The organism is uncultured Mailhella sp. (genome assembly GCF_905187505.1).
Classification (GTDB): domain Bacteria; phylum Desulfobacterota; class Desulfovibrionia; order Desulfovibrionales; family Desulfovibrionaceae; genus Mailhella.
Genome location: NZ_CAJJIC010000203.1, coordinates 1 through 2,056 on the forward strand (window position 1 = coordinate 1; position 2,056 = coordinate 2,056).

Here is a 2,056-nt window from a genome sequence, read left to right on the forward strand (position 1 = left end):
GTGGAAAGGCGGAAGGGAGTGCGGACAGAAGGAGGAGGAAGGAGGCAGGCCGGGGAACTCGGGAAGGAGAAAGGCGGAACATCAGGCAGAAAGACATGGGGAAAGCGTTTCCGACCACCCAAAAAGCTGCGGGACGGACCCGCGAGGGTTCGTCCCGCAAATTATGGGGGTTCGGGGGAGATTATCTCCCCCGATGCCTTTTCTGTCTTTTCTGCCTTTACAGGGGGGCGTGCTGGTTATGGGTGCCGAGGGCGCGGGTGAGCTTGTCGCCGGCGAGGAAGAGGGTGCCTTCGTCGAAGGCGCGGCCCATGAGCTGGATGCCGACGGGCAGGCCGTTGGAGGAGCCCACGGGGATGGAGAGTCCGGGCAGGCCTGCGAGGTTGAGGGACAGGGTAAAGATGTCCATGAAGTACATCTGGAGCGGGTCTTCGGACATGTGTCCCATCTGCCAGGCGGGCACGGGGGAGACGGGGGCAAGGATCATGTCGCAGGTTTTGAGGGCGTCGAGGTAATCCTGACGGATGAGGCGGCGCACCTGAGCGGCCTTGCGGTAATAGGCGTCGTAGTAGCCTGCGGAGAGCACGTAGGAGCCGAGCAGGATGCGGCGCTGCACTTCGGGGCCGAAGCCTTCGGTGCGGGAGCTCGTGTACATGTCTTCGAGATTCTTGGGGGATGCGGTACGGTGGCCGTAGCGCACGCCGTCGTAGCGGGCGAGGTTGGAGCTGGCTTCGGCCGCGGCAAGGATGTAGTAGCTCGCGATGGAGTACTCGGTGTGGGGAAGGGAGACTTCCACCACGTCGGCGCCGAGGGATTTTGCGGTTTCCACGGCGTTTTTGCAGGCGTCGGCCACGCCCTTGTCGAGGCCCTCATGATCGAAGAACTCGCGGGGCATGCCGAGGGTGAGGCCGGAAAGGTCGGCCCGGGCGGTCATGGCGGCGTGGTAGTCCGGCACGTCCACGGGGGAGGAGGTGCTGTCCCTCTCGTCGTGACCGGCGATCACCTGAAGCACGGCGGCGGCGTCTTCCACGGTACGGGTGAGCGGGCCCACCTGATCGAAGGAGGAGGCGTAGGCGAGCAGGCCGTAGCGGGACACGCGTCCGTAGGTGGGCTTGATGCCCACGCAGCCGCACAGGGAGGCGGGCTGACGGATGGAGCCGCCCGTGTCCGAGCCCAGGGAAGCGAAGCACTGGCAGGCGGCCACGCTGGCGGCGGAACCGCCGCTGGAGCCTCCGGGCACGCGGGTCACGTCCCAGGGGTTGGCGGTCACCTTGTAGGCGGAATGCTCGGTGGTGGACCCCATGGCGAACTCGTCCATGTTGTTCTTGCCGAGAATGATCGCTCCGGCCTTTTTCAGGCGTTCCACTACAAGGGCGTCGTAGGGGGAAAGGAATCCTTCCAGAATTTTCGAGGCCGCCGTGGTGGGCATGCCCTTTGTGGCGAGCACGTCCTTCACGGTGACGGGCACGCCCCACAGAGGCTTGTCCGAAAGATCGGCCGGACGTTCCCTGTCCATGGCGCGGGCCTGTTCCAGCGCCTCTTCGTCGCGGCGGGCGAGCAGCGCGTTGATTTTCGGCTCGGTTTCGTTGATGCGCGAAAGGCACGCGGCGGTCGCCTCTTCCGCGCTCAGCTTGCCTTCCTTTATGGCGTCGCGCGTTTCGCAGAGGGAGAGTTCAAAAATTTCAGACATTTATTTTCCCTCCACAATACGGGGAACAATGAAGAAGGCGCCGTCGGTGGCAGGGGCTCCGGCCAGAATGTCGGCCCGGTCGCAGCGGCGCACGGCCGTGTCGTCGCGGAAGGCGCATTCATGGATGACGGGGGAATACAGGGGCTCCACGCCGGTGGTATCCACTTCGGCGAGCTTGTCCATGTAGGCGAGTATGCTGGAGCACTGCTGTGCCATTTCCTCCTGCACGGCAGGATCGGGAGCCAGCCGGGAGAGGCGGCACAGATGCAGAAAGTCGTTTTTGTCGAGTGACATGCCGGTTTTTCTCTTTTTAAAACGTTGTTCGTTCATGGTGTCCCGTCATGGCAGGACACGCTTTACGGTCTGCGA

General features: G+C 63.7%; 2 protein-coding genes. Both read right to left on the reverse strand.

What is annotated here, in order from left to right; all coding sequences use genetic code 11:
• Window positions 1-217 precede the first annotated feature (217 nt).
• A complete protein-coding gene (gene gatA / locus QZZ60_RS11330) occupies window positions 218-1,687 on the reverse strand; it encodes an Asp-tRNA(Asn)/Glu-tRNA(Gln) amidotransferase subunit GatA (RefSeq protein ID WP_295641475.1) in 1,470 nt (489 codons plus the stop codon).
• On the reverse strand, window positions 1,688-1,981 hold the full coding sequence (gene gatC, locus QZZ60_RS11335) for an Asp-tRNA(Asn)/Glu-tRNA(Gln) amidotransferase subunit GatC (RefSeq protein WP_294446673.1): 294 nt from the start codon (window positions 1,979-1,981) through the stop codon (window positions 1,688-1,690).
• Between the last annotated feature and the right edge of the window lie 75 nt (window positions 1,982-2,056).

Coding starts and splice junctions, on each gene's coding strand:
- gatA (WP_295641475.1), bottom strand. CDS start 1,687: ATGTCTGAAATTTTTGAACTCTCCCTCTGCGAAACGCGCGACGCCATA.
- gatC (WP_294446673.1), bottom strand. CDS start 1,981: ATGTCACTCGACAAAAACGACTTTCTGCATCTGTGCCGCCTCTCCCGG.